The sequence below is a fragment of the Sphingomonas ginkgonis genome, from assembly GCF_003970925.1.
Lineage (GTDB): Bacteria > Pseudomonadota > Alphaproteobacteria > Sphingomonadales > Sphingomonadaceae > Sphingomicrobium > Sphingomicrobium ginkgonis.
Genome location: NZ_RWJF01000001.1, coordinates 1,687,057 through 1,711,185 on the forward strand (window position 1 = coordinate 1,687,057; position 24,129 = coordinate 1,711,185).

A 24,129-nucleotide genomic window follows, 5' to 3' on the forward strand; every position below is an offset into this window, starting at 1 on the left:
CACTAGCGCTTCAGCAGCCCGTGGCGCTTCTTGCCGAGGCTGATCTTCACCGGCTCGGCGCCGACCTCCACCACCAATGCAGGGTCCGCGACCGGGCTGTCGTTGAGGCGCACCGCGCCCTCGGCGACCTTGCGCTTGGCCTCGCCGTTCGAGGCGCAGAAGCCGAGCCCGGTCAGTGCCGCGAGCAGCGTGACGGTGCCGCCTGTTGCCAGCGAGGGGAGGTCGGCACCGGCGCCGCCGTCCGCGAAAGTGGCCGCCGCCGTCGCTTCGGCCCGCGCCGCCTCTTCGCGGCCGTGGAGGAGCGCCGTCGTTTCTGTCGCCAGGACGATCTTGGCCTGGTTGATCCCGGCGCCCGGGAGCGCCTCCAGCCGCTCGATCTCGGCCAGCGGAACGTCGGTGAAGAGGCGGAGGAAGCGGCCGACGTCGGCGTCGTCGCAGTTGCGCCAGAACTGCCAATAGTCCCATGCGCTGAGCTGCTCCGCGTTGAGCCAGACCGCGCCTGCGGCGGTCTTGCCCATCTTCGCGCCGGTCGCGGTGGTGATCAGCGGGGTGGTCACGCCGTAAAGCTCGGCTCCGTCGATCCGCCGGCCGAGCTCGATCCCGTTGACGATGTTGCCCCACTGGTCCGACCCGCCGAGCTGCAGCCGGCAGCCGGCGCGGCGCGACAGCTCGAGGAAGTCGTAGGCCTGGAGGATCATGTAATTGAATTCGAGGAAGGTGAGCGGCTGCTCGCGTTCCAGCCGCAGGCGGACGCTGTCGAAGGTCAGCATCCGGTTGATCGTGAAATGCCGCCCGACGTCACGCAGGAACGGGACATATTCGAGCCGGTCGAGCCAGTCGGCATTGTCGAGCAGGATGGCGTCGGTGGGTCCGTCGCCGAAGGTGAGGAAGCGCTCGAACACCCGGCGGATCGAGGCAATGTTGGCGTTGATCTGCTCGGCCGTCAGCAGCTGCCGCCCCTCGTCCTTGCCCGACGGATCCCCCACCTTGGTCGTCCCGCCGCCCATCAGCACGATCGGCCGGTGCCCGGCCTGCTGCAGCCGGCGGAGGATCATGATCTGCACCAGGCTGCCGACGTGGAGCGAGGGCGCGGTGGCGTCGAAGCCGATGTAGCCCGTCACCACCTCGCGCTGGGCGAGCGTGTCCAGCGCCGCCGCGTCGGTGAGCTGGTGGATGTAGCCGCGCTCGTCGAGCAGGCGGAGGAGGGAGGAAGCGTAGGACATCGGCGCGCCGCTTAACGCCTATTGACGTCCTTGTCGAAGCGGACAGGGATACTCGGACGGGCCAAGACGCGGTAAGAATGGGCCATGCGGCTCGAGCTTCATTCTCACCCGGCGACCCCGCCCGCACAACCGTTCGCCGTCTGGGCCAATGCCGAGGCTTCCGCCGCGTTCGGGGAGAGCGCCACGCTCAACCTCTGGTTCGGAGTGGGAGCGCCGGCCGACCGCTTCCGCATCGCCGCGCCGTCCGACGACCCGCAGCGGCGCGACGGGCTGTGGCGGACGACCTGTTTCGAGGCGTTCCTGCGCGACGAGGCGGGCGCGGCCTACCGCGAGTGGAACTTCGCCCCGTCGGGCGACTGGGCTGCCTACGACTTCAGCGCGCGGCGGGAAGGCATGGCCCAGGCGGCGGTGGCGAGCGCGCCCTATCTGCGGGTCGAGGACAATCTGACCTGGTGGGGGCTCGGCGCGACGATCGCGATCCCGAGCGAGCGGAGGTTTGCGCTGGGGCTGACCGCGGTCATTGAGGAGGCGGACGGCACCATCTCCTACTGGGCGCTGGCGCATGGCGGCGAGAAGCCCGATTTCCACGACCCGGCTTGCTTCGTCGCCCGCCTTCCGTAGACGAAGCGAATGACCCTGTTCGGTATCGACCGGCTGCTCGCCGATCCCCAGCTTCGCAAACCCCTGGAAGGCCGGCGCGTCGCGCTGCTTGCGCATCCCGCCTCGGTCACGGCCGACCTGACCCACAGCATCGATGCGCTGCTCGCCGCGGGCGTGAACGTCACCGCGGCTTTCGGGCCGCAGCACGGGCTGAAGGGCGACAAGCAGGACAATATGATGGAGACGGCGGACGAGGTGGATCCCCGCTTCGGGATCCCCGTCTTCAGCCTCTACGGCGAGGTCCGGCGCCCGTCCGGCCAGTCGATGTCGACCTTCGACGTGGTGCTGGTCGACCTGCAGGACCTCGGCTGCCGCATCTACACCTTCGTCACGACGCTCCTCTACATGCTCGAGGCGGCGGCCGAGCATGGCAAGTCAGTGTGGGTGCTCGACCGGCCCAACCCGGCCGGACGGCCCGTCGAGGGCACGACGCTGCTGCCCGGCTGGGAAAGCTTCGTCGGGGCGGGGCCGATGGTCATGCGTCACGGCCTCACCATGGGTGAGATGGGCCGCTGGTTCGTTCGTCATTTCAACCTCGACGTCGACTACCAAGTCATCGAGATGGAAGGCTGGCGCCCCAACGAGGGTCCCGGCTTCGGCTGGCCCGAGGAGCGGGTGTGGATCAATCCTAGTCCGAATGCCGCCAACCTCAACATGGCGCGGGCCTATGCCGGCACGGTGATGCTCGAGGGCACGACGCTGAGCGAGGGCAGGGGCACGACCCGCCCGCTGGAGCTGTTCGGTGCGCCCGACATCGATGCCCACGCGGTGCTCGAGACCATGCGAGGGGTGGCGCCCGACTGGCTAGAAGGGTGCGCGATCCGCGAGATCCACTTCGAGCCGACGTTCCACAAGCATGTCCACCAGCTTTGCAGCGGGCTGCACTTGCACGCCGAGCAGCGCTTCTACGACCATTTCAGCTTTCGCCCGTGGCGGCTGCAGGCGCTCGCGTTCAAGGCGATCCGGGCGATCCAGCCCGACTACCCGCTGTGGCGCGACTTCCCGTATGAATATGTCTTCGACAAACTGGCGATCGACGTGATCAACGGCGGTCCCGCGCTGCGCGAATGGGTCGACGACGCGAGCGCCGAGCCGGGCGATCTCGAGCGGATCGCCACGGCGGACGAGGTCGCCTGGCGCGAGGAAATCGCGCCGCTGCTGCTCTACCGCTAGGGATTCTCGGCCTTTCGTTGGCCCCAATTGGCCGCTAAGGGCGTCCCCATGCCCCACCAACAGCTTAACTCCGCGCTCGCCGCGGCGCTCGACGCGCGCGGCTACGATGCGCTGACCGAAGTCCAGCAGGCGGCTTCCGACCCCGCCGCCGCCGGCCGCGACTTGATCGTTTCCGCCCGCACCGGCTCGGGCAAGACCGTCGCCTTCGGGCTGGCCATGGCGACGGACCTGCTCGCCGAGCCGCTGCCGGCGTTCGTCCAGGCGCCGCTCGCGCTGGTGATCGCCCCGACCCGCGAGCTGGCGCTGCAGGTCCGCTCCGAGCTCGACTGGCTCTACAAGGAAGCCGGCGCTCGCGTGATCAGCTGCGTTGGCGGCATGGACCCGATGAAGGAGCGGCGTGCGCTGCAGGCCGGCGCGCACATCGTGGTCGGAACGCCGGGCCGCCTGCGCGACCACTTGGAACGCGGTGCGCTGGACCTGTCGAGCCTTCGGGTCGCGGTGCTCGACGAGGCGGACGAGATGCTCGACATGGGCTTTCGCGAGGAGCTGGAGGAAATCCTCGACGCGACTCCGGAAACCCGCCGGACCCTGCTCTTCTCGGCGACCATGCCGCGCCCGATCGTCGCGCTGGCCAAGCGCTACACCCGCGACGCGCATCGGATCGAGACGTTGGGGGAACGTGCCGGCCATGCCGACATCGCCTACCAGGCGGTGACCGTGGCCCCGGCGGACCTCGAGCATGCGGTGGTGAACGTCCTCCGCTTCCACGAAGCCGAGACCGCAATCCTGTTCTGCGCGACCCGCGAGGCGGTGCGGCGGCTCCACGCCACGCTGAGCGAGCGCGGGTTCAAGGCGGTGTCGCTGTCGGGCGAGATGAGCCAGTCGGAGCGCAACCATGCGCTGCAGGCGCTCCGCGACGGACGGGCGCGAGTGTGCGTCGCCACCGACGTGGCCGCGCGCGGGATCGATCTCCCGTCGGTCAGCCTCGTCATCCATGTCGAGCTGCCGCGCGACGTCGAGGCGCTGCAGCACCGCTCGGGCCGTACCGGCCGCGCAGGGCGCAAGGGTACGGCGGTCCTGCTCGTCCCGTTCCGTGCCCGGCGGAAGGTCGACGCACTGCTCCGCCAGGCGAAGATTCAGGCCGAGTGGCTGCAGCCGCCGAGCGCAGACGATATCCGCGCTCGCGACCGCGACCGGCTGTTCGCCGCATTGGCAGTTCCGCCGGAAGCGGACGATGACGACCGCGAGTTCGCCCGCCAGCTGGCGGAGGCGCTGACTCCCGAAGCCATGGCGCTCGCGCTGGCGCAGGCGCTCAAGACCGATCTGCCGGCGGCCGAGGACATCCTTCCGCAAGGCGAGCGACAGGACGGGGCCAAGCCTGCGCCGCGCGAGGGTTTCGAGGGCAGCCGCTGGTTCCGGATCAACGCCGGGCGGCGGCACAATGCCGACCCGCGCTGGCTGCTGCCGGTGATCTGCCGTTACGGACACCTCACCCGCGGCGACGTCGGCGCGATCCGGATCGCGGCCAACGACAGCTACTTCCAGGTTCACGAGCGCTCGACGGGCACCTTCCTCGAGGCGCTTCGGCGGACCCGCCAGGCGCGCGAGGAATATGGCATCGTGATGGAGCCGGCGCCGCCGATGGACCAGAACGCGGGACCGCGCGAGCGGCGCCCGGCGCACGGGCGGGGCTGACGAGCTATTTCTTGCGCGACAGCTCGCGCATCGCCGAGTCCAGCCCCTCCAGCGTGAGGCCGTACATGCGGTCGTCCATCAGCTGGCGGATCATGGCGGTGGAGGCGCTGTGCCCCCAGTAGGCCTCCGGAGTCGGGTTGAGCCAGGCGACGCTGGCGTAAGTGTCGGTCAGCCGCTGCAGCCAGACGGCGCCGGCCTCCTCGTTCATATGCTCGACCGACCCGCCGGGCATGCTGATCTCGTAGGGGCTCATCGCGGCATCGCCGACGATCACCAGCTTATGGTCGGCGCCGAACTTGTGCAGGATGTCGTGGACCGGCGTGCGCTCGGTCCAACGGCGACGGTTCTCCTTCCACACGCCCTCGTAGATGCAGTTGTGGAAGTAGAAATGCTCGAGATGCTTGAACTCGGTCCGGGCGGCCGAGAACAGCTCCTCGCAAAGCTTGACGTGCGGGTCCATCGAGCCGCCGACGTCGAGGAATAGCAGCAGCTTCACCGCATTGTGGCGCTCGGGGCGCATGCGGACGTCGAGCCAGCCCTGGCGCGCGGTGCCGTCGATCGTGCCTTCGAGATCCAGCTCGTCGGCCGCGCCCTCGCGGGCGAAGCGGCGCAGGCGGCGGAGGGCGACCTTGATGTTGCGGGTGCCCAGCTCGCGCGTGTCGTCGAGATCCTTGAACTCCCGCTTTTCCCAAACCTTGATCGCGCGGCCATGGCGTCCCGGGCCGCCGATGCGCACGCCTTCCGGATTGTAGCCGCCGTGGCCGAAGGGCGAGGTGCCGCCCGTGCCGATCCACTTGGAGCCGCCCTCATGCCGCTCCTTCTGCTCTTCCAGCCGCTTCTTCAGCGTCTCCATGACCTCGTCCCACGAGCCGAGAGCCTTGATCTCCTCCATCTGCTCGGGGGTGAGATATTTTTCAGCGACCAGCCGCAGCCATTCCTCGGGGATCTCGGCGCCGGGCTCCGCCGGCTGAAGGAGGCCCCTGAAAACCTCGGCAAAGACCCGGTCGAAGCGGTCGAGCTGGGTTTCGTCGTGAACGAAGGTCGCGCGGGCGAGATAGTAGAAGCTTTCAGGGTCGGCTGCGACCACGCCGGCGTCGAGAGCCTCTAGAAGGAGAAGATGCTCCTTGAGGCTGGCCGAGAGGCCGCCGCGCCGGAGCGCCTCGACGAAGGAGATGAACATGAGGCTGCCTAGCCCGCCGCTCTGGTTAACGAAAGAGTAGGAGCTTGCTGCCAGAACCGCCCGCGAATGTCGTTGGAGTGAAAAGCGAACCATGGCCACTGCTGGCATCGAACAGGTGACCGAAAATGCGATCCGGGCCGTGGCCCGCGATTGCGGCTCGCTGGCGATCGAGTGCAGCGACGTGGCCGGCTATGTGCAGGACGTCTCGACCCGGATCAGCGAGAACCTGCGCACGCTCGACACGCTCGAGGAGGTCACCACGCGGTTGCTGGCGGACCAGGCGCGGGTGTCCGACTCCACCGACGAGGCGCGGCTCCTGTCCGAGCAGGCCAAGGCCAAGCTGGAGGCGGGGCGCAGCGCAATCGAGGACACGATCGGCGGGTTCAAGGGGCTGACCGAGCTGATCGTCCGCCTGGGCGAGCGAATGGCGGGCTTCGCCACCGCGATGAACCAGGTCCAGACCGTCAGCTCGACCATCGAGACGATCGCGCGCAAGACCAACATGCTCGCGCTCAACGCCACGATCGAGGCGGCCCGCGCCGGCGACGCCGGACGCAGCTTCGCCGTCGTCGCCGCCGAGGTGAAGAAGCTCGCCCACGACACGCGCTCGGCGACCAGCCAGATCGCGCTCACCATCGGCGAGCTGACCCGCGAGGCCGGGGCGGTCACCAGCGAGATCAAGACGGGGGTCGAGCGCAGCCGGGCGGCGCAGCTCGGGTTCGGGCAGATCAACGACACGGTCCGCGAAGTGACCGAGATCGTCGGCATGGTCGATCGCCAGACCGAGGGGATCGCCCACTCGACCAGCATGATCCAGACCAGCGTCGACCGGGTGAAGGCGGGGCTGACCGAGTTCGCCGCCGACGCCCGCCAGAACGGCGGCTCGCTGGTCGATGCCCGCAAGCGGCTCGCGCACCTCGAGCTGATCAGCAACTCGATGCTCGACACGCTGGCGAACTCCGGTTGCGAGATCGACGATACGCCGATGATCCTGATGTGCCAGGAGGCGATGCGCGAGGTCGCGTCGGTGGTCGAGCGCGGGATCGAGCAGGGAGAGGTCAGCCTCGAGCAGGTGTTCGACCGCAACTATGTCCCGGTGCCGGGTTCCAACCCGCAGCAGTATGACACCGGCTTCTGCACGTTCGCCGACAGCCATATCCGGCCGATTCTCGACCACTACAAGGCGCGCTCGAACAAGATCATCGGATCGGCGATCACCGACGTGAACGGCTATCTGCCGACCCATCTCAGCGCCCGCTCGCTGCCGCAGGGAGCGGACCCGGTGTGGAACGAGGCCAATTGCCGTAACCGCCGGATCCTGATGGACGAGCAGACCCGGCTCGCCATCCAGAGCGAGAAGCCCGCGATGCTCGCTACCTATCGGATGGAGCTGGGGGACACGGCCGTGGCGGTGAAGAACATCTTCGTCCCGCTGTTCATCAAGGGTCGTCGCTGGGGCAATTACGAGATCGCCTACCGCGACGACTGAGTCGCGCTAGCCCTTGCGGCGCGACATGAAGGCGAGCCGCTCGAACAGCATGACGTCCTGCTCGTTCTTGAGCAGCGCGCCGTGCAGCGGCGGGATGGCCTTGGTCGGGTCGCGATCCTGAAGCACTTCCAGCGGCATGTCCTCGTGAAGCAGCAACTTGAGCCAGTCGAGCAGCTCGCTGGTCGATGGCTTCTTCTTGAGCCCGGGCACGTCGCGGACCTCGAAGAAGAGGTCGAGGGCGCGGCTGAGCAGGATCTTCTGGATGTCGGGGAAATGCACCGCGACGATCCGCTCCATCGTCGCGCGGTCGGGAAAGCGGATGTAGTGGAAGAAGCAGCGGCGCAGGAAGGCGTCCGGCAGTTCCTTCTCGTTGTTCGACGTGATCACCACCACCGGCCGCTCGGCCGCCTTCACGGTCTGGCCGGTCTCGTAGACGTGGAACTCCATTCGATCGAGTTCCTGCAGCAGGTCGTTGGGGAACTCGATGTCGGCCTTGTCGATCTCGTCGATCAGCAGGACGGGGAGGGTCGGCGCGGTGAAGGCCTCCCACAGCTTTCCACGGCGGATGTAGTTGGCGATGTCGTGGACGCGCGGGTCGCCGAGCTGGCTGTCGCGAAGGCGCGCCACCGCGTCATATTCGTAGAGGCCCTGTGCTGCGCGGGTGGTCGACTTGACGTGCCACTCGATCAGCGGCGCTTCGAGCGCGCCGGCGATCTCGTGGGCGAGGACCGTCTTGCCCGTTCCCGGCTCGCCTTTGACGAGGAGGGGGCGGCGCAGCTTGACGGCGGCGTTGACGGCGACCTTGAGGTCGTCCGTGGCGACATAGTTGTGGGTGCCTTCGAAGCGCATCGCCCCGCTGTAGCAGGCCTTGGGCCCGCCTCAACGGGCTAGATGGCCTGACGGGCCTCGGCGCGGGCTTCAAGCAGGTCGAACAGCGAGCGGTGCTGCAGCAGGAGCTGCTCCGAACCGAAGCCGACCGCGCGCTGCGCCGCGACCTCGTCCGCGAGAAGCCCGACCGCGCCATCGATGCTGTTGTCGTCCGGAAGCTCGGCGACGGGACTCGCCGTCCCGATCCGTTCTGCCGCACGGTCGAGTAGCGGGCGGACGGTCCGCCAGTCGCACAGCAACGCGACCGCAGCGCCGAGCGCGCAGCCCCGGCGTTCCGAGCGGGCGAGAGTCTCCAGTGCATGGCGCTGCCCGGCAACCGCCGACTCGGTGTGCGCCGCACCGGGCGTGCTGGGAATGGGGCCGACGGCCGCGGTCAGGCGGACGACGAACATCCGCTCCTGCTCGAACCCGCGCGCGGCGCGTTCGAGCCACGCACGAGTCGGCCCGGTGGCGCTCGCCAGGGCCAGATCGACCAGTCCGGGGTACTGGCCGTAGAGCTTGCTGAGAAGGTGAACCAGGTCGGTCAGGGCTTGGGCATGGCCGGCCCCCGAGCCGAGACGGAGCGCCTCGACGTGCGGGTGCGCCGCGATCCCGTCGGCGACGATCCGCGCAGTGTGCGAGAGCGCCGACTGTCCGGCCTTCCTGCCCGCCACCCCGTTGACCGCCATTCCCTCGTCTCCCCTCGATGGTCGCCCATCCGACCTTCCTCGGCTGCGGCTAATCCAACTCGCGTAAAGAGGTCGTTGATGGCTCGGTAACCTCCTGTTCGGAGAAATTACCAACCGTCCCACGCTGGAACGCCGCTGCAGGCTAGGCTTCGGTTAACATTGGAATTCCCTGAAATCGGCCAATACTCACATACGTGACTCCACCCGTTCCGGTTTCGCTGCTATTCTCGTTGGCGAGCGGAACTCCAGCCGAACGGGGGACCAGCATGAACGCGATTGCTGGCGGATTCACGAGGCCTGCGCACGAGCCGGGATCTGGCGAAGGCGTCTGGCTGACCTCGGGCGACATGCTGCGCCATCAGTTCGACAGCTCGCCCGATTGCCTGTTCTTCGTGCGTTCGGACGCGGGTGGGCAGCTGGTCTACGCGGACGTGAACAACACCGCGCTGAAGCAGCTGGGACAGCCCTTGCACGCGGTGCTCGGGCGAGCACCCAAGAGCCTGATGCCGGGCGCGGCCGGAGAAGCGATCCAGACCGACCTCGAACGGGTATTCACCAGCGGCGAGCCCTTCAGCTCTTCGCCGATGCTGGACCTGCCGGACGCCTCGGGGCTGAGCTACGATGCGACCTACACGCCGGTGCGCAACGATGCGGGGCAGATCGTCGGCGTGTTCGGGCGGGCCCGGGACGTGACCGCGCTTCGGCAAGCCGAGCAAGCGAGCCGGCAGTCCTTCAAGATGGACGCGCTGGGATCGCTGGCCGGCGGGGTGGCGCACGATTTCAACAATCTCCTGTCCGAGCTGATCGCCTGCCTGACGCTGATCGACCGGCACACCGGCGAGGAGGAAACCCGCGAGCTGGTTCAGGACGGATTGCGCGCGCTGGAGCGGGGAAGCTCGCTGACCGGTCGCCTACTCGCCTTCGCCCGCCCGCAGCCGCTGGAAAAGCGGTGCGTCGACCTGCGCGGGCAGCTGGAAGACCTGGGTCGGATGCTCAGGCGCACGCTGGGCCGCCGGATCATCGTCCGGATCGACGTCGACGCGGATCTCCGCAAGGTCATGGTCGACGTCAACGAGCTGGAGCTGGCGATCATCAACCTGGCGGTGAACGCGCGGGATGCGATGCCGGACGGCGGAACGCTGACCGTGCGCGCGCGGAACGTCGAGACGGAGGAGGAGCCATGTCTCGCGCCCGGTTCCTTCGTCCGCCTGAGCGTCGTCGATACGGGCACCGGGATGGACGCGGCGACCCTGGCCCATGCGGTGGAGCCCTTCTTCACCACCAAGGCCGAAGGCAAGGGCACCGGCCTCGGGCTCAGCATCGTCTCGTCGATGGCCGCGCAGCTTGGCGGGGCGATGCGGCTGACCAGCCGGCCGGGCGAAGGCAGCCAGGTCGATCTCCTCCTGCCGGCCTGCTGAGCGGACCCGGCCGAAAAGCGCGGTCGGCCGCAACCGGGCGGTCGGAACGGCGGCCTGAAAAGGACCGTTCACCTCCGCACGTGGAGGTAAGCGTATGGACATGAAGAAGGTCGGCCTCGGACTCGGGGTCTTCAGCATCGGGCTCGGCGCGCTCGAGGTGACGGCGCCGGGCTGGATCGCGAAGAAGCTCGGTCTCGAAGGCTCGAAGACGGCGGAGACCACGACCCGGATCTTCGGTGCCCGCGAATTGCTGGCCGGAGCGATGTTGCTGCGCGGGCCGGCGGTGTCCACCAATGCCTGGAACCGGGTGATCGGCGATACCGTCGACGCGGGAGCGCTGCTGCTGGCGCTGCGCAGCTCGACCAAGAAGGGCGCGGTCGCCGGGGCGCTCGCTTTCGTTGCCGGGGCGGCGGCGCTCGACTGGTGGGCGGCGCAGGGCTTGGACCAGGAGACCGGGCGGACTTTCCCGGTGATCGTGGATCGCGAACCCGTCGGCGGTTGAACCCGGCGGCCGGGAGCCCATCTCGGCGGCATGCCCAAACTTTCCGTCCTCGACCTCGCGCCGATCACCGAAGGGAGCGATGCCGGCGAGGCGCTCCGACGCTCGGGCGAGCTGGCCGCGCATGCCGAGGCGCTCGGCTACAATCGCTACTGGATGGCCGAGCACCATTCGATGGTCGGGATCGCCAGCGCGGCCACGGCGGTCGGGCTAGCCTATGTCGGCACCCGGACCAGCCGGATCCGCATCGGCGCCGGGGGGATCATGCTGCCCAACCACGCGCCGCTGATCATCGCCGAGCAGTTCGGGACCCTCGACGCGCTGTTTCCCGGCCGGATCGACCTCGGACTCGGCCGTGCGCCGGGGACAGACCAGGCCGCGGCATACGCCATGCGCCGCAATCTCACTGCCGACGAGAACCAGTTCCTGCGCGACGTGCTGGAGCTGATTGGATACTTCAAGGGCGAGAACGGACGGGTCCGGGCCGTCCCCGGCGAGGGTGCGAACGTTCCCGTCTGGATTCTCGGGTCCTCGACCTATGGGGCGCAGCTCGCGGCCATGCTCGGGCTGCCTTACGCCTTCGCCTCGCATTTCGCGCCGCAGATGATGGATCAGGCCGTTCGGGTCTATCGCGAGACGTTCCGGCCGTCCGAATGGCTGGCCGAGCCCTATTTGATGATGGGTTTCAACGCGATCGTCGCCGACAGCGACGAAGAGGCGCGGCTTCTGGCCACGTCGATCCAGCAGGCCGTGGTTGCGCTGCGCACCGGTCAGCCCCGGCAGCTCCCGCCGCCGGTGGAGGGTTATGCCGACATGCTGCCGATGGAAGCGCGGCTGATGATCGACCAGTTCCTGTCCCAGGCGGCGATCGGCGCTCCCGACACCGCTAAGGCAGCGCTGGACGCCTTCGCCGCCCGAACGGGTGCGGACGAGTTGATGGTGACGAGCCAGATCTTCGACTTCGACGCGCGCAAGCGGAGCTACGAGCTGTTGATGGCGGTTGCGGGGGAGGGCGGCGCGCCGGCGACCACGGCAGCCCCTGCCGATGAGGAACTGGCGACGGTCTCCTGAGACCCGATCGTCCGGGGGGTCCGTCAGACCCCGACTTCGAGCTTGGTGAAGCGAACGGCCATGAGCGGGTCGGTCGATATCTCTCCCGCCTCGTCCTTGGTCACCAGGCTGAGCTGCTGGGCCTCCTTGTCGCCGAGCGGGATGACGAGCCGGCCGCCGGCTTTCAGCTGGTCCAGCAGCGCGGGCGGGACTTCGCTGGCGGCAGCAGTGACCAGGATCGCGTCGAACGGGGCGTTCGCCTCCCAGCCGCGGGTGCCGTCGCCGACCCGCACCTCGACGCCGAGCCCGAGCGCGGCGAAGCGCGCCTGCGCGGCCTCGGCGAACTCCTCCACCACCTCGACGCTCCACACACGGGCGCCCATCTCGGCCATCACGGCGGCCTGGTAGCCGAGGCCCGTGCCGATCTCGAGCACCCGCTGTTCGGGTTGGAGTTCCAGCAGGTCGATCATCAGCGCGCCGATGAAAGGCTGCGAGAGCGTCTTGTCGAAGCCGATCGGGAGCGGCGAGTCCTGGTAGGCCACCGCCATCAACTGGGAGGGCACGAAGAGGTGGCGCGGCACGTCCATCATCGCCCGGTGGAGGCCGGTCGGGAGGTGCTCCCGCCCGATGTCATCGCTGGCGAGATCGTAATGCATGTCGACGAGCTCGACCATGTGCCGGCGAAGGATCGCCAGGTGCTGCTCGGTCATCGGTTTCATGGGACGGGCCTTTCGATGGGCGAACGGCCGTGAGGCGAGGGACGTTCCCCAGCGAGCCGCCGAAGACCGGGCCTGCGCCCACGCGCTCCGCGGTTCGGCGCCCCCCTGCGGTTGCATCCCGGCAGCCGGCCTGACAAGCGGAGAAGCATGATTACGCTGATCGATCCGAATGCCTCGTGCTGCCCTGCTCTGGAGTGGCGGCCATGACTGCCACCAGTCTCCAGCGTTGGACGGCGTCGGACGGAGTCGAGCTGGCCTATCATGAGGTCGGCGCGGGACGAGCGGTCATCCTGCTGCACGGGCTCTTCTCGGACGCGCAGCTCAACTGGGTAAAGTTCGGCCATGCCGCTCGGCTCGAGGCGGCGGGATTCCGCGTGATCATGCCGGACCTCCGCGCCCATGGGGCATCGGGCAAGCCGCACGACCCGGCCTGCTACCCGCCGGGCATCCTGGCGCGCGACCTCAGGGAGCTGGTCGCCGGGCTGAGTCTCGCTGACTATGACCTCGGTGGCTTCTCGCTGGGCGGCCGGACAACGGTCCAGGCAGTCGGCGAAGGCGCCCAGCCTCGGCGTGCGGTGCTCGGCGGGATGGGGATCGAGGGTCTGCAGCGCTGGGTGCTGCGCAAGCGCTTCTTCCTCGACGCGATCGACGGCTTCGACGCGTTCGACCGTGGCGACCCGCACTGGCTGACGGTCCAGTTCATGAAGAGCCAGAAGATCGACCGCGTTGCCGCCCGCCTGCTGCTCGACGGGTTCGAGGATGCCCGGATGGACTGGCTCGAGGCCTTCACCATGCCGACGCTGGTGGTCTGCGGGACCGAGGATCATGACAATGGCTCGGCGCTGGAGCTCAGTCAGCGGCTGCCGAACGCGATCTACGTGCCGGTGCCGGGGACCCACATGAGCAGCGTGACCAAGCCCGAGCTTGGTCATGCTATCGCTCAGTTCCTCGCGGGCTGACGTTCGTCGAAAAGCGCGCGGGAGCGCTTGACCGGGTAGGTGCCAGCGGCAACGCTCAACCTTTCCATTCTGTCATGTGGGGCCCGATGAAGTCTCTTGCCGCTGTCTCCCTCGTCGCGCTGGCGCTCGCCGGCTGTGCGACCACGTCCGCTCCTCCTGCCGCAATGGCCGCGGCGCAGCCGGACGGCGCCGCGCTCGGCGCCGCGACACCCGAGACTGTTCCGACGGCCGAGCAGGCCCGCGCCTTCGTTGCCGGAGTCGAGAAGGAGCTGTTCGATCTCGGGGTGATCTCTGCCCGGGCCTCGTGGGTGAACGCGACCTACATCACCGACGATACCGACGCGATCGCCGCCTACTTCGGGACGATCGGGACCGAGAAGGGCGTGCAATATGCGAAGGAGGCGGCGCGCTATGCACGGGCGCCTGGGCTTGATCCGGACACGGCGCGCAAGCTGAACATCCTGCGCGGGGCACTGGTGCTCGCGGCGCCCTCGACCCCGGGCTCGGCGGCGGAGCTCAACGACATCACCACCCGCCTCCAGTCCACCTACGGCAAGGGACGGGCGAGCCTCGACGGCAAGCCGGTGACGGGCGACGTCGCCGAGGAGAAGATGGGTACGCTGCGCGATCCCGCACGGACGAAGGAGCTGTGGACCAGCTGGCACCAGAATGTCGGTCGGCCGATGCGCGCCGACTATATCAAGATGGTCGGTATCGCGAACCAGGGCGCCAAGGAGCTCGGCTATGCCGACACCGGGGCAATGTGGCGGTCGCAGTATGACATGACCCCCGAGCAGTTCTCGGCGATGTACGACCGGCTGTGGAGCGAGGTGAAGCCGCTCTACGACCAGCTGCACTGCTACACGCGGGCCAAGCTCAGCCAGAAATATGGCCCCGCCGTGCAGCCCGCAAGCGGCCCGATCCGCGCCGACCTGCTCGGCAACATGTGGGCGCAGGAATGGGGCAACATCTACGACGTGGTCGCGCCCAAGGGGGCGGGCGACATCGGCTACGACCTCACCGACCTGCTCGCGAAGAAGAAGTACACGCCCGAGCAGATGGTCCGCACCGGCGAGCGCTTCTACACCTCTCTCGGTTTCCCCGCGCTTCCCGCGACCTTCTGGACGAACAGCCAGATCGTCCGGCCGCGCGACCGCGAGGTGATCTGCCATGCCTCGGCCTGGGACGTGAACAACAAGGACGACCTGCGCATCAAGATGTGCACCAAGGTCAACGCCGACGACTTCGTGACCATCCATCACGAGCTCGGGCATAATTTCTACCAGCGCGCCTACAACCAGCAGCCCTATCTCTATCTCAATGGCGCCAATGATGGCTTTCACGAAGCCATCGGCGACTTCATCGCGCTGTCGGTCACGCCGGAGTATCTGGTGCAGATCGGGCTGCTCGACCGCTCGCGGGTGCCGAGTGCGGACAAGGACATCGGGCTGCTGCTCCGGCAGGCGATGGACAAGGTCGCCTTCCTGCCGTTCGGGCTGATGGTCGACAAATGGCGCTGGGGCGTGTTCGACGGCTCCATCCCGTCCTCGGGCTACGAGAAGGGCTGGACGGATCTGCGCCGCCAGTACCAGGGGATTACCCCGCCCGCCGAGCGCAGCGAAGCCGACTTCGACCCGGGCGCCAAGTTCCACATCCCGGCGAACACGCCTTACGCGCGCTACTTCCTCGCCCGCATTCTCCAGTTCCAGTTCTACAAGGCGGCCTGCGACATGAGCGGGTGGAAGGGCCCGCTTCATCGCTGCAGCTTCTACGGCAACAAGGAAGTCGGCCAGCGGCTGAACGCAATGCTGGCGATGGGCGCGTCCAAGCCCTGGCCGGACGCGCTGCAGGCGTTCACCGGCAGCCGCGAGATGTCGGGCCGGCCGATGCTCGAATATTTCGCGCCGCTCCAGCAATGGCTGGAGAAGCAGAACGCGGGGAAGAGCTGCGGCTGGAGCTGAGCGTCAGCTGGTGGAGCCGGCGGCGCGGATGCGCCGTTCGGCTTCCTCCGTGCCGATGTCGCGTTGCTCGCGGCGCGTAGCGAGCATGAACGCCCCGCCGGCCAGCGCCGCCAGTCCGCCCACGATCGCCGCCGTGGCGACGGGATGCAGCTGGGCCTCGAGGTAGAGCGAGGTCTGGCGGGTGAAGGGCAACTGGTTGCTCTCGGTCCGACCGTCGGCGCGGGGCTCGAAGAGGTTGTCCGCCGCCCCGGGGCCGGGCGGCACCGTGGTCGTCTGCAGCGGTTCGCCGCCGACGAGTTCCATGCCCTTGTCCGCCAGCCGCGGCACCGCCGGGGCAAGCAGGGCGATGCCGAGACCGCCTCCACCCACATACAGGGTCCGGCGCTTGTGGGCGGCCGCGAAGCAGATCGCCTTCGCGGCCAGCTCCACGTCGTAGATGGGCTGGGGTAGCCGGGCCGGGCGGTCGAGCTTGTTGCGCGCGTGCTCGGGATAGGGGGTGTCGATCGCGGCGGGCTTGATCAGGGTCACGCTGATGTCGGCGTCGTCCTTCTCGAGTTCCATCCGCAGTGCATCGGTGAACTGCATGACTGCCGCCTTCATCGCGGCATAAGGAGCCTGCAGCGGGATCGCGCGGTTGCTGAGCACCGAACCGACGTTGATCAGCGCACCGCCCTTGCCCTTGAGATGGCGAACCGCGGCCATGCTGCCCTGGACGAGCCCGAAATAGCCCACGTCAAACACTCGCCGGTGCTCCTCCGGGCTGACATCCTCGAGCTTGGCGTAGAGCGCCGTGGCGGCGTTGTTGACCCAGGTGTCGAACCCGCCGAACTCCTCGATCGCGCGCTCGGCGATGCGATCGGCCGCTCCCGCATCGGCCACGTCGACGGCGATGCTGATCGCCTGACCGCCCTTGTTGCGAATCCCGACCACGGCCTCGTCAAGCGCCTCGGCATTGCGGGCGGCAAGGACGACGCGGGCGCCGGCAGCCGCCGCGCGACGGGCGGTCGCAAGCCCGATCCCGGACGAGGCGCCGGTGATGATGATGGTCTGGTCGGCGAGGGCTTTGAGCGGATTGGGCAAGAGGGTCTCCGTTGGGGGCGATCTGGTCCGGATGTGAGAAGGGGCGCCGCAGCGCCCCTTCCTGTGCTTGACGATCAATAGGCGATGGCTCCGACCTGGCTCTGGTCCGGGACGGTGCTGCTGTCGCCGCTCTGCTTGAGCGAAAGCGCCTCGTTGGCGATGTCCGTCTGGCTCTTCCTGCTGCGACGGCCTGAGCTCATCCGCTGGGACTTGGCCTCGCTTGCCGAGTCCATGCCGGTCAACGGCGACTGGTCGGCCGAGTCATCGCTGCCCACGAGCTTGCCCGAAACCTCGCTCACCTTGTCGGTGAGGTTGGAGACCTGCTCACCGACGGCGGCGCGCTTGGCGAAGAGGAAGGCACCGGCACTGGCGGCGACGCCGGCGATCGCCGCGGTCGTCAGCGGACGCGACTTGATCGCCTCGATGAAGCCGCCGGCATAGCCGCCCGCCTGCTCGCGCGCCGAGGCGCCCGAGCGCGACTTGGCGGTGCTGCTCTTGGCGCGGCTGGTGCTGGTCGAGCGGCTGCCGCCGGTCGAGCTGTTGCGGTTCTTGCCGCGAGCGGTGATGGTGGTTCCGGTGGTGCGGCGCGAGCCGCCGTTGGATTTACGCGTGGTGGCCACTGCAATTCTCCCATGAGTTTTGCAGTCACAACGCCCACCCGCCGCAACCGTTCAACTGTCGGTGGCGGCGGGTGTAAGGGAACGGGTGAAACGGCTCAGAGCTGGCCGAGCAGCGTCTCCCCGCTAGACGCGGAATATTCGCCCGGCTTCTCGACGTTGAGCTGCTCGACCATGCCGTCGTTGACGAGCATGGAGTAGCGCTGGCTGCGCGTTCCCATGCCGAAGCCCGACCCGTCCATGGTGAGCCCAAGCGCCTGGGCGAACTCGCCGTTGCCGTCGGCAAGCATGGTGATGTCGCCGCTGCCCTGGGCCTGGTTCCAGGCGCCCATGACGAAGGCGTCGTTGACGCTGGTGCAGGCGATCTCGTCGACGCCCTTGGCCTTCATTTCGTCGGCCTTCTCGACGAAGCTCGGCAGGTGACGCGCGGAGCAGGTCGGGGTGAACGCCCCCGGGACCGCGAACAGCGCCACCTTCTTGCCCGCGAAATAGTCGCCGCTGGTCGTCGGCTGCGGGCCGTCGGCTGTGGCGAGGGTGAGCTTCACGTCAGGGATCCTGTCGCCGACCTTAATCATTTTGTCTCTCCGCTGAAATGGGGTGGGCGCGACATAGGCGGTGCTTTTCACGCGCTCAAGCGGGGTTGCCGCCGTCCCGCCCGCCCTCCATGCTAGGAGGATGGACGCGCCCCGCTTCCTTTCCGGCAAGCTGCTCCTCGCCATGCCCGGGATGGCCGACCTGCGCTTCGACCGCGCGGTGATCGCCGTCTGCGTCCATGACGAGAACGGCGCCGTCGGCATCGGCATCGGTCAGAAGCGCGCCGGCCTGCGCTTCCGAGACCTGCTCAAGCAGCTCGATCTCGATCCCGGGCAGGCGCCCGACGCGGCGGTCCATCATGGCGGCCCGGTCGAGCCGGGGCGCGGCTTCGTCCTCCACAGTGACGATTGGGGCGGGGAGGACACGCTGCACGTAACGGGCGAGGCGGGTGAGCTGTGCGCCATGACGGGGACCATCGACGTTCTCCGCGCGATCGCCGAAGGGCGAGGTCCGAGCCGGTGGATCGTGGCGCTCGGCTACGCCGGCTGGAGCCCCGGGCAGCTGGAACAGGAGATGACCGGGCATGGCTGGTTCGCCGTTCCCGGCAAGAGCGATCTGCTGTTCGACACGCCGACCGACGAGCGCTGGGCGGCGGCCTTCAAGGCGCAGGGCGTCGACCCGCGGCTCCTGTCGAGCGAGGCGGGGGTCGCCTGATCGCCGGATAGAAGCGCCGGGCTGCTGCGTTCGGCGATGATGGCGAGAAGGAAGGACAGTGCGGGAGCGGCGCAGCAGCCGGATCGCGGGATCGGCGCGCACTGGCGCAACTGGCTGCTTGCCGCCCTGCTGGTGGCGGCGCTCGCCGTCGCCATCCTACACTGGGGCGACGTCAAGAAGTTCGCGGCGCTGCTGGCCACGGCCGAGCCGCTGTGGCTGATCGTCGCCGGGCTGCTCCAACTGGCGACCTACTTCGGCCTCTCCGCTCAGTGGTGGCTGGTGCTGCGCCAGGGGCGGACTCCCGAACCGCACGCCGAGCTGTTCCGGCTGACCTTCGCCAAGCATTTCGCCGACCAGGTCGTGCCCACGGCCGGCATGAGCGGCAATGTCCTGCTCGTCGACCGGCTGGTGAACCTGGGCGTGCCGCGCGGGAATGCGGTCGCCGCGCTGCTGCTGCAGGTCATCGCTTATTATCTCAGCTATTCGCTGGGCGCCTTCGCGGTGCTTGTGGACCTGTGGTGGAAGCATCGCTCGAGCGCGCTCCTCGACGGTGCGGTGCTGCTGTTCCTGGTCGTCTCGGCTGGCATTCCTGCGCTCACCCTGTGGCTGCATCGCCGCGGGCAGGAGAAGCTCCCCCATTGGCTCGGCCGATGGTCGAAGGCGCGGAGCTTCTTCGCCCTGGTCGGCGAGGCGCCGCGCGAACTGATCCGCGATCCACGGCTGATCGCCTGGCTGACGCTGCTCAACCTCGCGGTGTTCGCGGCGGACGCGGCGACGATGCAGGCCTGCCTGCGGGCGCTTGGCGTCCATGCCCCGCTGAGCGCCGGCTATGTCGCTTTCATGATGGCCTCCATCGCCGTCATCCTCGGCCCGATCCCGATGGGCCTGGGCAGCTTCGAGGCGGTCAGCATCGCCATGCTGCGCCTGTTCGGAGTCCCGTTCGAAGCAGCGCTGTCGGCCACGCTCCTGTTCCGCGGCTTCACCTTGTGGCTGCCGCTGCTGCCCGGCGGGCTGCTGATGCGGCGCGAGCTCCGACCGGTCGAGGCGTAGGGAACATATAAAGCTTTCTTTATATGACGTTTGCAGCTAGGGCGCGGCGCTTCACCGCCCGAGCGCCGCTGGCGCGGGCAGACGCGACTTTCGGAGATAGACACCGTGGCGACCCAGCCCCAGACGATCGAGCATGACTATGTGATCAAGGACATCTCCCTGGCAGATTTCGGCCGCAAGGAGATCGAGATCGCCGAGACCGAAATGCCGGGCCTGATGGCGCTCCGTTCCGAATATGGCGCGTCGCAGCCGCTCAAGGGCGCGCGGATCACCGGCTCGCTGCACATGACGATCCAGACCGCGGTGCTGATCGAGACGCTGACCGCGCTCGGCGCCGACGTCCGCTGGGCGTCGTGCAACATCTTCTCGACCCAAGACCATGCCGCCGCCGCGATCGCCGCGACCGGCGTGCCCGTCTTCGCCGTCAAGGGTGAGACGCTCGAGGAATATTGGGACTATGTCGTCAAGATCTTCGACTGGGGGCAGGACCAGACCTGCAACATGATCCTCGACGACGGCGGCGACGCGACGATGTTCGCGCTGTGGGGCGCTCGGGTCGAGGCGGGCGAGACGCTGTTCACGCCGTCGAACGAGGAAGAGGAAATCTTCGTCGCGACGCTCAACCGCTTCCTCAAGGAGCGTCCGGGCTATCTCACCAAGACGGTCGAGGCGATCAAGGGCGTGTCGGAAGAGACCACCACCGGCGTCCACCGCCTCTACGAGCTCGCCAAGCAGGGCAAGCTCCCGTTCCCGGCGATCAACGTCAACGACAGCGTGACCAAGTCGAAGTTCGACAATCTCTACGGCTGCAAGGAGTCGCTGGTCGACGCGATCCGCCGCGCGACCGACGTCATGCTGGCCGGCAAGGTCGCCTGCGTCGCCGGCTTCGGCGATGTCGGCAAGGGCTCGGCCGCCTCGCTTCGCAACGGCGGTGCGCGGGTGCTGGTCACCGAGGTCGACCCGATCTGCGCGCTGCAGGCGGCGATGGAAGGTTATGAGGTGGTGACGATGGAGGAGGCCGCGGGCCGCGCCGACATCTTCGTCACCGCGACCGGCAACATGGACGTCATCACGCTCGACCACATGCGCGCGATGAAGAACATGGCGATTGTCTGCAACATCGGCCATTTCGACAGCGAGATCCAGATCGCGGCGCTCAACAACAACAAGTGGACCGAGATCAAGCCGCAAGTCGACGAGGTCGAGTTCGCTGACGGCAAGAAGATCATCGTCCTTGCCAAGGGCCGGCTGGTAAATCTCGGCTGCGCCACGGGCCACCCGAGCTTCGTCATGTCGTCGAGCTTCACCAACCAGACGCTCGCGCAAATCGAACTGTGGACCAAGAACGACGACTATAAGAACGAGGTCTACGTCCTGCCCAAGCACCTGGACGAGAAGGTCGCGGCGCTTCACCTCGACAAGCTGGGGGTGAAGCTCAGCAAGCTCAGCGAGAAGCAGGCGAGCTACATCGGCGTGACCCCCGAGGGTCCGTTCAAGCCGGACCATTATCGGTATTGATGACCATATCGTTGACCAGCGCCTGCTCGACGCGGGCGCTGGTCGGCAAATTCGTAAGCTTCTTGTAAAAAAGCTCGGGTCTGGCGCCCTCACTGTGGCCCGTTTGTTACAGTCGAGCGGTGATCATTAAGCGTCGGAAAACAGGACTTTCGAGAGTCACCGGGAAGGCGGAAGGCGGGCTGTCCCGAGTCTCTTTGGAAGGTTGCCGATGCGTACCCTTGTTGCATCCCTCGCCTCTGTTTCCATAACAGCTCTCGCCGCCACTCCGGCCTTCGCCCAGAGCGAAACCCAGCAGGTCCAGGCCCAGCAGGCCAATCAGCAGGCGGATTGTTCGACGACGACCACGGCAGCGGCCGCGCAGAAGTGCGTCGAGACCAAGGGCACCAATGCGCAACCGGTGAACGGCGGATCGGACGACAGCTCGGTGGTCGTCACGGGCAGCCGCATCCGCAAGCCCAACTTCGACACGCTCGAGGCAACCAACGTCGTCACCAGTGCGGCCATCGAGCAGCGCGGCTTCCAGACCGTCGCCGACGCATTGAACGAGCAGCCGTCGTTCGGCGTCCCCGGGTCGTCTCCGGTCGGCAACGCCCAAGGCGGCGCGTTCGGGTCGGGCCAGAACTTCGTGAACTTTCTGGGCCTCGGCAGCCAGCGCACGCTGGTGCTGGTCAACGGCCGACGCTTCGTGTCGTCCAACACCGCGTCGATCTTCGGACCGACGGCAACCGGCCTTCAGGTCGATCTCAACTCGATCAACACCAAGCTCGTCGAGCGGGTGGAGACGATCGCGATCGGCGGTGCCCCGATCTACGGGTCGGACGCGATCGCCGGTACGGTCAACATCATCCTGAAGCGCGATTACAACGGCTTCGATATCGACGCGCAGAACGGCATCTCGCAGAAGGGCGACGCGAACGAGTACCGCATCCGTGCGCTGGCCGGGCACAACTTCCTGGACGGCCGGGCCAACATCACCGTGGCCGCCGAGTACAACAAGGCGAACGGGCTGCTCAGCAGCGACCGTGCGCTGAGCCGCCAGAACAACTTCTACGCCAGCTGCCCGACCGGCTCGACCAACACCCAGTGCCTCTACCCCGACCTGCGCTACCCCGCGCTGGGCGCATCGGGCATCCCGAGCGTCAGCAGCTTCGCCTATGTGGTCAACCCGGCGCAGGCAGCGGTGCTGGGCGGCTTCTTCGGACTGCCGCAGCTCCAGCCAGGAGTCCTCGACGCCAACGGCAATGTGCTTCAGTTCACGCCCAACGGCAGCCTCGGCGCGATCGACTTCGGCACGATCGCGCCAACACCGACCTTTACCCCGGGCGGGCCAGCACCACGACGAAGCTGTACCGCCTCGTCGGCGGCATCGATGGCAGCTACAATCTCGGCTGGCGCAAGTTCACCTTCGAAGCGGTCGCAAACCTCGGGCGGAGCCGTACCGTTGGTCATTCGCCCGAGATCGTGTTCCAGAACTTCCTGAATGCGGTAAACGCCACGCGGGACGCGAGCGGCAACATCGTCTGCGCGCCGGGCTACACCAGCGCCAACATCGCGACGATCAGCCCGACCTGCGCACCGCTGAACCTGTTCGGCACCGGGCAAGCGTCGCAGGCGGCGATCAACTACATCACCGCGATCGCGACGCCGGTCGGGATCAACCACCAGCGGGTGTTCACCGCCTCGACCGCGGGGCCGCTGTTCAAGCTGCCGGGCGGCAACTTCAGTGTCGCGCTCGGCTATGAGCATCGTTACGAAAGCACCAGCTTCAGCCCGGGCGCCTATTACCAGGGGGAGCCGGACGGTAACGGCGGCTACACCAGCTTCGGCCAGTCGGTGACGATCAGCGGGGTCAAGGGAAGCTATCACACCAACGAGTTCTTCGGAGAGGCGACGGCGGACATCGTCGGTCCGAGCAACAATGTTCCGCTGATCCGCAGCCTCGAGCTGCACGGCGCCGCTCGGTGGGTGAACAACAGCATTGCCGGCAAGGACCTGACCTGGACGGCGGAAGGCCGCTGGAACCTCGTCCGTGATCTCGGCGTGCGGGCGAACTTCACCCGTGCGATCCGGGCGCCCTCAATCACCGAGGCGTTCAACCCGTCGAGCAGCTACTACGACTTCGCCAACGATCCCTGCGATCAGGATTACATCAACTCGGGTCCGGACCCGGCGACCCGGGCCAAGAACTGCGCGGCGGCGGGCGTTCCGGCCGGCTTTGTCGGCCAGGCGTCAAGCTTCCTGCAGGCGGTCGCGGGCAACCCGAACCTGCAAAACGAGAAGTCGCGTGGCTTCTCCGGTGGTGTGGTGCTGACCCCGCACTTCGTGCGCGGGCTGACCCTGTCGGCGGACTATATCAACATCCGCCTGCGCAGCGCGATCACCCAGCTGAACGGGACGCAGGTGGCGGACGCTTGCTACGATTCCAGCAGCTATCCCAACAACCAGTATTGCCCGCTGGTGACGCGCGACCCGACCAACCACCAGATCACCTTCATCCAGAGCAGCTACTTCAACGCGGCCTCCTTCGCCTACAAGGGGATTGTTGCGGCGCTGGACTATAGGGTTGCCACCCCGTTCCTCGGTGCGCGGAGCACGCTGGGGCTGACGGGCAGCTACCAGTATCTGAAGAGCCTCACCCAGACGGCCGACCAGGCCAGCCAGCCGACCCATTTGTCGGGCTCAATCGGCTATCCCAAGCACTCGGCGGTGGTGACGGCGAGCTATGCCAACGGCCCGGTGAACCTGTTCACCACGGTGAACTACACCGGCAAGGTGCGGGTCGATCCGGACACGACCTTTGACTACTACCAGTACCCGACGCGCAAGGCGGTCGCCTTCGTGAACTCGGGCTTCAGCGTCGATGCGGCGCGGAACATGACCTTCCGCTTCATCGTCGACAATGTGCTGAACACCAAGCCGCCCTATCCGTCGCCGGCGGGCGGCGGCTCGGTCGCCTATTTCCCGGGCCTGCTCGGCCGCTACTTCCGCGCTGGGGTCGACCTCCACTTCTAGGAGGCTGGTCGCGCCGAGAAGG

22 protein-coding genes are annotated in these 24,129 nt (G+C 67.6%); 14 read left to right on the plus strand and 8 right to left on the minus strand.

Features of this window, described 5'->3' with window-relative positions:
- Positions 1–2 precede the first annotated feature (2 nt).
- Complete coding sequence (gene tyrS / locus HMF7854_RS08215; protein ID WP_126718656.1) at positions 3–1,223, minus strand: tyrosine--tRNA ligase; 1,221 nt, start codon at positions 1,221–1,223, stop codon at positions 3–5.
- Positions 1,224–1,307: 84 nt separating this feature from the next.
- On the opposite strand from tyrS, the gene HMF7854_RS08220 reads away from it, so the two are divergent.
- Genes HMF7854_RS08220 through HMF7854_RS08230 form a run of 3 tightly spaced genes read left to right on the plus strand, consistent with a single transcriptional unit; the run spans position 1,308 to position 4,751 of the window.
- Positions 1,308–1,844 (plus strand): DOMON-like domain-containing protein, encoded by a 537-nt coding sequence (locus HMF7854_RS08220; RefSeq protein ID WP_126718657.1) that lies wholly within the window; start codon positions 1,308–1,310, stop codon positions 1,842–1,844.
- 9 nt (positions 1,845–1,853) lie between these two features.
- Positions 1,854–3,056 carry an exo-beta-N-acetylmuramidase NamZ family protein gene (locus tag HMF7854_RS08225; protein ID WP_126718658.1) on the plus strand — a complete coding sequence of 401 codons (1,203 nt, stop codon included), beginning with the start codon at positions 1,854–1,856 and terminating at the stop codon, positions 3,054–3,056.
- A 48-nt stretch (positions 3,057–3,104) separates the two neighbouring features.
- Positions 3,105–4,751: a DEAD/DEAH box helicase gene (locus tag HMF7854_RS08230; protein WP_126718659.1), complete on the plus strand. Its 1,647-nt coding sequence runs from the start codon at positions 3,105–3,107 to the stop codon at positions 4,749–4,751.
- A gap of 4 nt (positions 4,752–4,755) precedes the next feature.
- On the opposite strand, the gene HMF7854_RS08235 is transcribed toward HMF7854_RS08230, so the two are convergent.
- The gene (locus HMF7854_RS08235; protein ID WP_126718660.1) at positions 4,756–5,931 is read right to left on the minus strand and encodes a vWA domain-containing protein; all 1,176 of its coding nucleotides are present in this window, start codon (positions 5,929–5,931) and stop codon (positions 4,756–4,758) included.
- Between the two features lie 91 nt (positions 5,932–6,022).
- Between HMF7854_RS08235 and HMF7854_RS08240 the strand changes: the two genes are divergently transcribed.
- A complete protein-coding gene (locus HMF7854_RS08240) occupies positions 6,023–7,420 on the plus strand; it encodes a methyl-accepting chemotaxis protein (protein WP_126718661.1) in 1,398 nt (465 codons plus the stop codon).
- 6 nt (positions 7,421–7,426) lie between these two features.
- Here the strand turns inward: HMF7854_RS08240 and HMF7854_RS08245 are convergent, their stop codons facing one another.
- On the minus strand, positions 7,427–8,269 hold the full coding sequence (locus tag HMF7854_RS08245; RefSeq protein ID WP_126718662.1) for an AAA family ATPase: 843 nt from the start codon (positions 8,267–8,269) through the stop codon (positions 7,427–7,429).
- A 38-nt stretch (positions 8,270–8,307) separates the two neighbouring features.
- Positions 8,308–8,976 carry a DUF6975 family protein gene (locus tag HMF7854_RS08250; RefSeq protein WP_126718663.1) on the minus strand — a complete coding sequence of 223 codons (669 nt, stop codon included), beginning with the start codon at positions 8,974–8,976 and terminating at the stop codon, positions 8,308–8,310.
- A gap of 266 nt (positions 8,977–9,242) precedes the next feature.
- On the opposite strand from HMF7854_RS08250, the gene HMF7854_RS08255 reads away from it, so the two are divergent.
- The 3 genes from HMF7854_RS08255 to HMF7854_RS08265 all read left to right on the plus strand — a co-directional run bounded on the left by HMF7854_RS08255 (position 9,243) and on the right by HMF7854_RS08265 (position 11,964).
- The gene (locus HMF7854_RS08255) at positions 9,243–10,394 is read left to right on the plus strand and encodes a two-component system sensor histidine kinase NtrB (protein WP_126718664.1); all 1,152 of its coding nucleotides are present in this window, start codon (positions 9,243–9,245) and stop codon (positions 10,392–10,394) included.
- 100 nt (positions 10,395–10,494) lie between these two features.
- Entirely contained in the window at positions 10,495–10,896 is a 402-nt protein-coding gene (locus tag HMF7854_RS08260) for a hypothetical protein (RefSeq protein ID WP_239016902.1), read from the plus strand.
- Between the two features lie 30 nt (positions 10,897–10,926).
- Positions 10,927–11,964, plus strand: a complete 1,038-nt coding sequence (locus HMF7854_RS08265) for an LLM class flavin-dependent oxidoreductase (protein WP_126718666.1) — start codon at positions 10,927–10,929, stop codon at positions 11,962–11,964.
- A 23-nt stretch (positions 11,965–11,987) separates the two neighbouring features.
- On the opposite strand, the gene HMF7854_RS08270 is transcribed toward HMF7854_RS08265, so the two are convergent.
- On the minus strand, positions 11,988–12,662 hold the full coding sequence (locus HMF7854_RS08270) for a protein-L-isoaspartate(D-aspartate) O-methyltransferase (protein ID WP_126718667.1): 675 nt from the start codon (positions 12,660–12,662) through the stop codon (positions 11,988–11,990).
- Between the two features lie 203 nt (positions 12,663–12,865).
- Between HMF7854_RS08270 and HMF7854_RS08275 the strand changes: the two genes are divergently transcribed.
- Together HMF7854_RS08275 and HMF7854_RS08280 are read left to right on the plus strand one after the other, a co-directional pair.
- Entirely contained in the window at positions 12,866–13,621 is a 756-nt protein-coding gene (locus HMF7854_RS08275; RefSeq protein ID WP_126718668.1) for an alpha/beta fold hydrolase, read from the plus strand.
- An 86-nt stretch (positions 13,622–13,707) separates the two neighbouring features.
- The gene (locus HMF7854_RS08280; RefSeq protein WP_126718669.1) at positions 13,708–15,582 is read left to right on the plus strand and encodes a M2 family metallopeptidase; all 1,875 of its coding nucleotides are present in this window, start codon (positions 13,708–13,710) and stop codon (positions 15,580–15,582) included.
- Positions 15,583–15,585: 3 nt separating this feature from the next.
- On the opposite strand, the gene HMF7854_RS08285 is transcribed toward HMF7854_RS08280, so the two are convergent.
- The 3 genes from HMF7854_RS08285 to HMF7854_RS08295 form a co-directional block, all read right to left on the minus strand.
- Positions 15,586–16,662, minus strand: a complete 1,077-nt coding sequence (locus HMF7854_RS08285) for an SDR family oxidoreductase (RefSeq protein WP_185829210.1) — start codon at positions 16,660–16,662, stop codon at positions 15,586–15,588.
- A 74-nt stretch (positions 16,663–16,736) separates the two neighbouring features.
- On the minus strand, positions 16,737–17,282 hold the full coding sequence (locus HMF7854_RS08290) for a hypothetical protein (protein ID WP_126718671.1): 546 nt from the start codon (positions 17,280–17,282) through the stop codon (positions 16,737–16,739).
- Positions 17,283–17,377: 95 nt separating this feature from the next.
- Positions 17,378–17,854 (minus strand): peroxiredoxin, encoded by a 477-nt coding sequence (locus HMF7854_RS08295; RefSeq protein ID WP_126718672.1) that lies wholly within the window; start codon positions 17,852–17,854, stop codon positions 17,378–17,380.
- A gap of 100 nt (positions 17,855–17,954) precedes the next feature.
- On the opposite strand from HMF7854_RS08295, the gene HMF7854_RS08300 reads away from it, so the two are divergent.
- The 5 genes from HMF7854_RS08300 (at position 17,955) to HMF7854_RS08320 (ending at position 24,107) form a co-directional block, all read left to right on the plus strand.
- Positions 17,955–18,527: a YqgE/AlgH family protein gene (locus HMF7854_RS08300; RefSeq protein ID WP_126718673.1), complete on the plus strand. Its 573-nt coding sequence runs from the start codon at positions 17,955–17,957 to the stop codon at positions 18,525–18,527.
- A 36-nt stretch (positions 18,528–18,563) separates the two neighbouring features.
- The gene (locus tag HMF7854_RS08305; protein WP_126718674.1) at positions 18,564–19,577 is read left to right on the plus strand and encodes a lysylphosphatidylglycerol synthase transmembrane domain-containing protein; all 1,014 of its coding nucleotides are present in this window, start codon (positions 18,564–18,566) and stop codon (positions 19,575–19,577) included.
- A gap of 105 nt (positions 19,578–19,682) precedes the next feature.
- A complete protein-coding gene (gene ahcY, locus HMF7854_RS08310; protein WP_126718675.1) occupies positions 19,683–21,095 on the plus strand; it encodes an adenosylhomocysteinase in 1,413 nt (470 codons plus the stop codon).
- 208 nt (positions 21,096–21,303) lie between these two features.
- Positions 21,304–22,575: a TonB-dependent receptor plug domain-containing protein gene (locus HMF7854_RS08315; RefSeq protein ID WP_126718676.1), complete on the plus strand. Its 1,272-nt coding sequence runs from the start codon at positions 21,304–21,306 to the stop codon at positions 22,573–22,575.
- Entirely contained in the window at positions 22,557–24,107 is a 1,551-nt protein-coding gene (locus tag HMF7854_RS08320; protein WP_126718677.1) for a TonB-dependent receptor domain-containing protein, read from the plus strand. Before HMF7854_RS08315 ends, HMF7854_RS08320 begins: the two co-directional genes overlap by 19 nt.
- The last annotated feature ends 22 nt before the right edge of the window (positions 24,108–24,129 follow it).

Coding starts and splice junctions, on each gene's coding strand:
- HMF7854_RS08275 (WP_126718668.1), top strand. CDS start 12,866: ATGACTGCCACCAGTCTCCAGCGTTGGACGGCGTCGGACGGAGTCGAG.
- HMF7854_RS08245 (WP_126718662.1), bottom strand. CDS start 8,269: ATGCGCTTCGAAGGCACCCACAACTATGTCGCCACGGACGACCTCAAG.
- HMF7854_RS08315 (WP_126718676.1), top strand. CDS start 21,304: ATGCGTACCCTTGTTGCATCCCTCGCCTCTGTTTCCATAACAGCTCTC.
- HMF7854_RS08270 (WP_126718667.1), bottom strand. CDS start 12,662: ATGAAACCGATGACCGAGCAGCACCTGGCGATCCTTCGCCGGCACATG.
- HMF7854_RS08225 (WP_126718658.1), top strand. CDS start 1,854: ATGACCCTGTTCGGTATCGACCGGCTGCTCGCCGATCCCCAGCTTCGC.
- HMF7854_RS08240 (WP_126718661.1), top strand. CDS start 6,023: ATGGCCACTGCTGGCATCGAACAGGTGACCGAAAATGCGATCCGGGCC.
- HMF7854_RS08265 (WP_126718666.1), top strand. CDS start 10,927: ATGCCCAAACTTTCCGTCCTCGACCTCGCGCCGATCACCGAAGGGAGC.
- HMF7854_RS08295 (WP_126718672.1), bottom strand. CDS start 17,854: ATGATTAAGGTCGGCGACAGGATCCCTGACGTGAAGCTCACCCTCGCC.
- HMF7854_RS08255 (WP_126718664.1), top strand. CDS start 9,243: ATGAACGCGATTGCTGGCGGATTCACGAGGCCTGCGCACGAGCCGGGA.
- HMF7854_RS08280 (WP_126718669.1), top strand. CDS start 13,708: ATGAAGTCTCTTGCCGCTGTCTCCCTCGTCGCGCTGGCGCTCGCCGGC.
- HMF7854_RS08230 (WP_126718659.1), top strand. CDS start 3,105: ATGCCCCACCAACAGCTTAACTCCGCGCTCGCCGCGGCGCTCGACGCG.
- HMF7854_RS08260 (WP_239016902.1), top strand. CDS start 10,495: ATGAAGAAGGTCGGCCTCGGACTCGGGGTCTTCAGCATCGGGCTCGGC.
- tyrS (WP_126718656.1), bottom strand. CDS start 1,223: ATGTCCTACGCTTCCTCCCTCCTCCGCCTGCTCGACGAGCGCGGCTAC.
- HMF7854_RS08305 (WP_126718674.1), top strand. CDS start 18,564: ATGATGGCGAGAAGGAAGGACAGTGCGGGAGCGGCGCAGCAGCCGGAT.
- HMF7854_RS08235 (WP_126718660.1), bottom strand. CDS start 5,931: ATGTTCATCTCCTTCGTCGAGGCGCTCCGGCGCGGCGGCCTCTCGGCC.
- HMF7854_RS08220 (WP_126718657.1), top strand. CDS start 1,308: ATGCGGCTCGAGCTTCATTCTCACCCGGCGACCCCGCCCGCACAACCG.
- HMF7854_RS08250 (WP_126718663.1), bottom strand. CDS start 8,976: ATGGCGGTCAACGGGGTGGCGGGCAGGAAGGCCGGACAGTCGGCGCTC.
- HMF7854_RS08300 (WP_126718673.1), top strand. CDS start 17,955: ATGGACGCGCCCCGCTTCCTTTCCGGCAAGCTGCTCCTCGCCATGCCC.